The organism is Acinetobacter sp. YH16051, from assembly GCF_013417135.1.
GTDB lineage: Bacteria > Pseudomonadota > Gammaproteobacteria > Pseudomonadales > Moraxellaceae > Acinetobacter > Acinetobacter towneri.
In genome coordinates, this window is the sequence record NZ_VPEN01000033.1 from 1 (window position 1) to 7,570 (window position 7,570).

Genomic DNA, 7,570 nt, shown 5'->3' on the forward strand with positions numbered 1-7,570 from the left:
GCTGAGTGTCAGGCGTGGAATGAGATAAACGCGGCCATAACAGCGGAATGACACCGGTAAACCGAAAGGCAGGAACAGGAGAGCGCACGAGGGAGCCATCAGGGGGAAACGCCTGGTATCTTTATAGTCCTGTCGGGTTTCGCCACCACTGATTTGAGCGTCAGATTTCGTGATGCTCGTCAGGGGGGCGGAGCCTATGGAAAAACGGCAGCTCCGTATCCTCTTCCTGTCCTGCTTGCCATGCCGTATGCCTTTGCTCTTATCCGTTTGCAGGTAACGCCCGCCGCAGCCGAACGTCAGGAGCGGAAGCGACCGAGTGAGCGAGGAGGCGTCATATCACTGTAACCTCCATTTTCTCCTGTACGCCCTGCAGCTGCATTTTTCCCCTGCCACATGAAGCACTTTTATTAAGTGTTACTCCGCCGTAACATATTGAGCCAGTATACACTCCGCTAGCGCTACGTGACTGGTTCAGGGCTGCGCCCCGAAACCCGCCAAAAGCCTGACGCGCCTGCGGCTTGTCCAACCCCGCGCCGACCGGGAAAGGCTTTCCCGCCCGTCCCGGCGTTATCAGGAGGCCGGTTTGTCAGAGAAACGGAACAAGATGCTCACCATGTGGGTGACGGAGGACGAGCACCGGCGGCTGCTTGAGCGCTGTGACGGCAGGCCGCTGGCGGCCTGGATGCGGCAGACCTGCCTGGACGAAAAGCCTGCGCGCACCGGAAAGCTCCCCTCAATTTCGCCGGCGCTGCTGCGCCAGCTTGCCGGCATGGGCAATAACCTGAACCAGATAGCCCGCCGTGTTAACACCGGCGGCGGTACTGGCCATGACAGGGTACAGATTGTGGCGGCGCTGATGGCCATCGATGCCGGACTTGAGCGGCTGCGGCACGCCGTTCTTGAGAAAGGAACGGACGATGATCGTTAAATTTCATCCACGCGGTCGCGGCGGTGGCGCCGGGCCGGTGGACTATCTGCTGGGTAAAGACCGGCAGCGTGAAGGCGCCACCGTCCTGCAGGGGAAGCCGGAAGAAGTCCGGGAGCTGATTGACGCGTCGCCTTACGTTAAGAAATACACCTCCGGCGTCCTGTCGTTTGCGGAGGCCGATCTCCCTCCCGGCCAGCGGGAAAAACTGATGGCCAGCTTCGAGCGGGTTCTGATGCCCGGACTCGATAAAGATCAGTACAGCATTCTGTGGGTGGAGCACGCGGACAAGGGGCGTCTGGAGCTGAACTTTCTGATCCCCAATACCGAGCTGCTGACCGGCAGGCGGCTCCAGCCTTACTACGACCGCGCCGACCGGCCGCGCATCGATGCCTGGCAGACTATCGTGAACGGCAGACTGGGGCTGCACGACCCGAACGCGCCGGAAAACCGCCGGGCGCTGGTCACGCCGTCCGGGCTGCCGAAAACGACGCAGGAGGCCGCAGAAGCCATTACCCGGGGACTACTGAGCTTAGCCTCGTCCGGGGAGCTGAAAAGCCGTCAGGATGTCACTGACACTCTTGAAGGTGCAGGTTTTAAGGTGGTGCGCACCACGAAAAGCAGTATCAGCATTGCCGACCCGGACGGGGGGCGAAACATCCGACTGAAGGGAGCTATCTATGAGCAATCTTTTAACGCTAGCGAAGGACTTAGAGCAGCAATCGAAAGCGCAGCAGAAGAGTACTGGCGAGATGCTGAAAGCCGCATTCTGCGAGCACGAGCAGTCTGTCAGAGCGGAACTGAGCGCAAGCGCGAGGAGAATCAGCGACGCCATCCTCGCCCACGAGCAGAGTATGAGCGAGGCGATGGAGAAAAACCGGCGGAGCGTACTGCGGACTGCCGGGCGGACATGGCTCACCATCCTGATGGTGTCAGCGCTGCTGATCGGCACGAGCGGGAGCATACTGTGGTGGCAGGGGCAGCAGATAACCGACAATTACACGCATCTTCGTCAGCAGGAAGATACCCTGGCGAAAATGACCGCCCGGACGTGGGGAGTGCGCTATCAGGAGAGCAGCGACGGCCGGAGGTTTCTTATCCTACCGCCGGGGATGAAAACCGAAGCCATCCCTTACGGCGGGACGACATGGATCCGCCTGAAACAGGAGTAGCGGAAGATGACAGAGCTGGAAAAGCAGTTGCTGAGCGCATTAGAGCAGCTACAGCAGGACTACTCGCAAAGGCTGGACGAATGGGAGAGCGCCTTCGCGGAATGGCGGAGCATGTGTGGGCTTATGCAACGGGAGAACGCGGTGCTGAACGAGCGCGTGTCGGACTTGAGCACGCAGGTGCTGAGTTTAAGCGAGCAGCTGCGCCGCTTGTCCGGGAACTGAATGCCATCGAGCTCCGGCAGAGGGAGAATGAGTATCAGAAAACACTGGAGCTGGAGCGCCAGCCGCAGAAAACCTACCGCGGGCCGACACTTTAAACCATCCAGGCAGCTGACAACCCGCACGAAGAGGGGCTCTTACTTCTCCCGCTAAATAGGTTCGTGATTAAAAAGATCACGGCCTATACCTGGGGGGGAATTATGAAATTGCTTAACGTCATTGAAGCTGTACTTAACTGCCTGTATCTGGCGGCCGGGCTGTGGGACTGGCTGGAGAAGCATTTACCTGTTTTTAAGGCGTTCGCGCTGATTTTAGTGTGACTTTACACGCCATGCATCTGGCTGCATGGCTATGCAGTCGGGTAAAATTTATCTGTCACGAACGGGGCGGTGTATCGGGTGGTTTGTTGCCGGTTTTACCTGACTGCCGCCCCGTTTGTGGCGAACCCGTCCGGAGCGGTGCGGGCAACAGATGTTATGGTAAATAACATCCGTTGTTAATTAAACTTGAAATCAACTTTAATTATAAAAATGAAGCTAGTTAAACCATTCTCCAGCTTCTTTTTCTCTGGCTTTCCCTTCGCTTTTCATTAAATCTTTCCCGCCTTCTGAAATATTTCTGTTTGAGCCGGCGTGAGATTGAATTACATCTGTTTGGGCTGCCTTGTTTTTTAACTCTTGGTCTATGAATTAATTTTCGCGTTTAACTCTTGCCTCTTCCCTGGCTAATGCTAACTTTTGTTTTTCGATTTCAAGCTTTCTTAGTTCATCTTCATATTTCTGATCTCTATTTTTATCGGCTTTGAGCTCAGCTTCGATTCTTTCACGGTGAGCTTTTCTCTCTGCAGAAGCTATGGCTGCTCTCCTGTTCGCTTCTGCTCTTGCTCTTTCTCTCCTTTTTTGCTCAAGCCGTTTGTTTTCCTCAATTTTTTCTCTCTGGATATCCATGAGTCTTTGCTCTTCAGCTTTTCCCTGCTGTTCAGTTTGAGCTACTGCAGATAATTGTTCTTGAAGTGAGTTTGCAAAGCTGCTTCCACTAAAAGAAAGGATGAGGGGTATAATGATTCTTTTCATCGTTTGAATCTTATTTTTTTACCGGGCATGTTGTGTTTGGCTGGATTCTTGTTTCATTATTTTTTGTGGAAATAACAACAGCTAAACCAGTAGTAAACTGACATGGTTTTCCTACTTGAGTTGATGTAAATACCTTTGTCCCTTCTTTGTAAGTTAAAGAAACACCTTCAACGATAGATTTATCTTTGACTAATGTTCCTACTGCGGCACCGACGGCACCACCGCCAACGGCTCCGGCTGTTGTGCAAAGTCCGCTACCACTTCCGACGTTATGACCAGCCACACCGCCAACCACAGCGCCAAGGATTGCCCCAAAGGTTTGTGCAGCTTGTTTGTTTGCAGTGTTATCAACAGCAACCTTCGCAGGCAAAACAGAAATTATGTTTACAGTTTTCGTCTCCTGTTTTGCATTCAGTTGCCCTGTGTCATAAACGTCAGCAGCATATTGATCGGCATTGGATTGACAGCCTGATAAAGCGGTAATCGAGGCGGTTAGTAGGGCTATGCTTAACAGTGTTTTTTTGAGCTCATGTGACTTCCTGTTTCTTAATGTAAAAAAAACATTTTTAGGAATTATCCGTAAAAAGTAAAGGCTAAAGGTGGTGGTTGATTTTCCGGTAATGGTGCCAACTTACTGATTTAGTGCATGATGGTGTTTTTGAGGTGCTCCAGTGGCTTCCATTTCCATCAGATGTCCTTCCTGGGGTCGGTTTGGGAAATGGAAATTATTGTACGTTAAGAACATAATTTAACCGTTTCTGATTGGTAACTGATTGATTTATTGTTACTGACTATCGCATTTAAGTTATTGCGCTCACGCTGTCGCATTTAGGTTGTCTCATTACCCAAACATACAGGCTAAATGCCGTATAGTGCAGGAGTACACCCTATTGCGATAGCGCGATCTGTTCAAAAAACAGGCTTAACGTACAATAATTTCCAATCTCCAAACTCACCCCTTATTCACGCTGGCCAACCTGTTTCGGGCGGACCAAATGATACGTCAGTGGGAGAGATCTCACTAAAAACTGGGGATAACGCCTTAAATGGCGAAGAAACGGTCTAAATAGGCTGATTCAAGGCATTTACGGGAGAAAAAATCGGCTCAAACATGAAGAAATGAAATGACTGAGTTAGCCGAGAAGAATTTCCCCGCTTATTCGCACCTTCCCTAACTTTGCAACAGTGTCTTATATTTTGTATAACTTAGTAAACATATTTAACCTGACAGACACCTAATAAAAATAAGTAACTGCCAGGTTAAGTTTTAGCTAGTTCAATTATATGGAAATCATTTTATAAATCTTGGTCGAAATCATAAACTTTACCATTTTTCACCAATCGCTGTTTTTCAATAAATTTATCGTTTAGTAGGGAACAACCTTTTTTAATCTTACTTTCAATAAAGGATAACTCTAAACTAGTATCTACGAAACATTCGGATGTTATTTTTTTATCTTTATTAATTGAAAGTTTTTGTATTAGCTCAGGATGTTGTTTGTGGTATAAATCATTAAACCAAAAAAAATGAGCAATGTTATAGTTGCCTTTTGTATTACCGCCATACAACGATTTACCATCATCATAAATAGCAGTTCCATGGTCTGAAATAAAAGATAAATATGCAAGTCCATCTGTATTTTTTAACACATTAATGAAATCGCTTATCTGTTTATCAACAGAAAATAATTCTGAATTAGCATAGCTATTTTCTAATTTATCCTTATCTTTTAAAGATGGAGTTGAATATGTTTTTTCATTAAAAGATGGTTTGAAAACATCATAATTTGATGGATACCTTGTATGATACAGATAATGACTCCCGATAGTTTTATAAACTATGAGCTTTTTCTTGCTTTTATTATTTAATATTTTCTCTAATGTATTCACGTTGACATCAGATACAACATAATGATCAGCTTCATTTGCAATTAAATTTATTTCATTATCTCCTATGTGACTTTTACTCAGATAAGAAACATACCAAGTTTCATATCCAGCCTCTTTATAAGCACTAATTATTGATGTTTCATTAAAAAGACCATTATCATACACACCTTTTCTAGAAAGGATCATTGGTGTGGAAACTAAAGTATATGCTCCTTGAGATATTGTGTTTTTAAAAGAAACTAAATTTTCTTTATCTAAATTTGGGGTTGTGTTTTTAGGGTAACCATTAAAATGTAAATAATCTCCTCTATTAGTTTCGCCTAAAAAAAGAACCACTGTTTGCTTATCATTTATTGTAGATTTAGAATCCCACTTGAAGTTTTTTTTATCTTTTATAATTTGTGCGTTTTTCTTAAGTTCAGATAAACCTTTATTAATTTCTTTCAAAGCTAATCCTAATGGCTTAAAGGCGATTAACAAAGAAACAAACAGAATAATGAAAATATAAAAATGCCTTAACTGAAATTTAGAGTCTCTTTTTCCAATAAGAATAAATAAGAAGTTACATGCTATGATTAGTAGCCCTATGATTTCTTTTGTTGAAAAGAAAAAATTACTATTAATCTCATCTGGGTTAGTATCAAGAATAATATTAATGATTTCATTTGGCACCTGATGAAAATACCAGGAGGTCATTCGATATGTCATTAAATCAACAAATAGAAGTGAAATAATAAAACTTGATATTGATAAAGAAATAATTGAATTAATTTTTGAAGTGTAACCATAGAAAAAAATAACACCAAGTATGATAAGCGTTAAGGAGTAATAAATATTACTAGCGATTATTCTATGGGAAGTATTAATTATAAAAATTAGATTAATAATACATAAAGCTATGTATATGTTTTTTTGATGGTTTTTTGAAATTTTATTGATGATGTTCATTATTTGATAACATAGATATAAGTAAGTAAGTAAGTAAGTAAGTTTAAAAAAAAAATCATAGGAAATCATTATTTAATTAAAAAGCCGCTCTCGGTAATGCTGCCAACTTACTGATTTAGTGTATGATGGTGATTTTTAGGTGCTTGCATGGCTTCCATTTCCATCAGATGTCCTTCCTGCTCCGCTACTGAAGGCGTGGTGCGTAACGGCAAAAGCACTGCCGGACATCAGCGCTATCTCTGCTCTCATTGCTGTAAAACATGGCAACTACAGTTCACTTACACCGCCTCTCAGCCCGGTACGCACCAGAAAATCATTGATATGGCCATGAATGGCGTCGGATGTCGCGCCAGTGCACGCATTATGGGCGTTGGCCTCAACACGGTTTTACGTCACTTAAAAAACTCAGGCCGCAGTCGGTAACCTCGCGTATACAACCGGGCAGTGATGTGATTGTCTGCGCTGAAATGGACGAACATTGGGGCTACGTCGGTGCTAAATCACGTCAGCGCTGGCTGTTTTACGCGTATGACAGGATACGGAGGACGGTTGTGGCGCACGTCTTCGGTGAACGCACTCTGGCCACACTGGAGCGTCTTCTGAGCCTGCTGTCGGCCTTTGAGGTCGTGGTATGGATGACGGATGGTTGGCCGCTGTATGAATCACGCCTGAAGGGAAAGCTGCACGTTATCAGCAAGCGTTACACTCAGCGCATTGAGCGACATAATCTGAATCTGAGACAACATCTGGCAAGGCTGGGACGGAAGTCACTGTCGTTCTCAAAATCGGTGGAGCTGCATGACAAGGTCATCGGGCATTATCTGAACATAAAACACTATCAGTAAGTTGGAGTCATTACCAAGAACCGATACGCCCCTCGCGCACTTCTGCTATTGAAAAAGCCATATTTAAGCTCACTTTTTTTACTCTGAATATAACCTGTTAGAGAGGATTTTCTTGAGATCGTCCGTCTGTCGTCGTAGTCTCTTATCCAGAAACGAAAAAACCACCTGGGGAGGTGGTTTTTCGAAGGTTCAGTAAGTTGGGGAACTTCTGAACCGTGGTAACAGGGTGTACAAGACCGCTGCCACCAAATTCGTCCTTCCAGTTTAGCCGTAGTTTGGCTCTAACTTCAAGAACTCTGCATCAGTAATCTCTTGTACACCCTCTACCAGTGGCTGCTGCCAGTGGCGTTAAGTCGTGTCTTTTCGGGTTGGACTCAAGACGATAGTTACCGGATAAGGCGCAGCGGTCGGACTGAACGGGGGGTTCGTGCACACAGTCCAGCTTGGAGCGAACTGCCTACCCGGAGCTGAGTGTCAGGCGTGGAATGAGATAAACGC

General features: G+C 45.9%; 6 protein-coding genes and 1 pseudogene. 4 read left to right on the forward strand and 3 right to left on the reverse strand.

All coding sequences use genetic code 11. The features are described 5' to 3' along the window. The first annotated feature begins 583 nt into the window (after positions 1-583). The 3 genes from FTV41_RS13190 (at position 584) to FTV41_RS13205 (ending at position 2,319) form a co-directional block, all read left to right on the forward strand. Positions 584-928, forward strand: a complete 345-nt coding sequence (locus FTV41_RS13190) for a MobC family plasmid mobilization relaxosome protein (RefSeq protein ID WP_058663788.1) — start codon at positions 584-586, stop codon at positions 926-928. Between the two features lie 677 nt (positions 929-1,605). Further along, complete coding sequence (locus FTV41_RS13200) at positions 1,606-2,097, forward strand: MbeB family mobilization protein (protein ID WP_140428842.1); 492 nt, start codon at positions 1,606-1,608, stop codon at positions 2,095-2,097. Positions 2,098-2,103: 6 nt separating this feature from the next. Further along, a complete protein-coding gene (locus FTV41_RS13205) occupies positions 2,104-2,319 on the forward strand; it encodes an MbeD family mobilization/exclusion protein (RefSeq protein WP_000137422.1) in 216 nt (71 codons plus the stop codon). Positions 2,320-2,852: 533 nt separating this feature from the next. On the opposite strand, the pseudogene FTV41_RS13210 reads toward FTV41_RS13205, so the two are convergent. From FTV41_RS13210 to FTV41_RS13220, 3 genes and pseudogenes are all read right to left on the reverse strand, one after another. Then, positions 2,853-3,389: pseudogene (locus FTV41_RS13210) on the reverse strand (DUF5384 family protein). A 10-nt stretch (positions 3,390-3,399) separates the two neighbouring features. After that, positions 3,400-3,759 (reverse strand): hypothetical protein, encoded by a 360-nt coding sequence (locus FTV41_RS13215; protein WP_257221968.1) that lies wholly within the window; start codon positions 3,757-3,759, stop codon positions 3,400-3,402. Positions 3,760-4,685: 926 nt separating this feature from the next. Further along, positions 4,686-6,227, reverse strand: coding sequence for a phosphoethanolamine transferase (locus FTV41_RS13220; RefSeq protein ID WP_095092192.1), 1,542 nt, complete (start codon positions 6,225-6,227; stop codon positions 4,686-4,688). A gap of 147 nt (positions 6,228-6,374) precedes the next feature. On the opposite strand from FTV41_RS13220, the gene FTV41_RS13225 reads away from it, so the two are divergent. Further along, a protein-coding gene (locus FTV41_RS13225; RefSeq protein WP_225905514.1) for an IS1 family transposase occupies positions 6,375-7,072 on the forward strand; the annotation gives its coding sequence in 2 pieces (ribosomal slippage) (positions 6,375-6,624 and positions 6,624-7,072; 699 coding nt in all). Positions 7,073-7,570: the final 498 nt, after the last annotated feature.

What these genes read in the sequence shown, in the direction of transcription:
- FTV41_RS13220 (WP_095092192.1), bottom strand. Translation starts at nt 6,227, where the DNA reads ATGAACATCATCAATAAAATTTCAAAAAACCATCAAAAAAACATATAC.
- FTV41_RS13205 (WP_000137422.1), top strand. Translation starts at nt 2,104, where the DNA reads ATGACAGAGCTGGAAAAGCAGTTGCTGAGCGCATTAGAGCAGCTACAG.
- FTV41_RS13200 (WP_140428842.1), top strand. Translation starts at nt 1,606, where the DNA reads ATGAGCAATCTTTTAACGCTAGCGAAGGACTTAGAGCAGCAATCGAAA.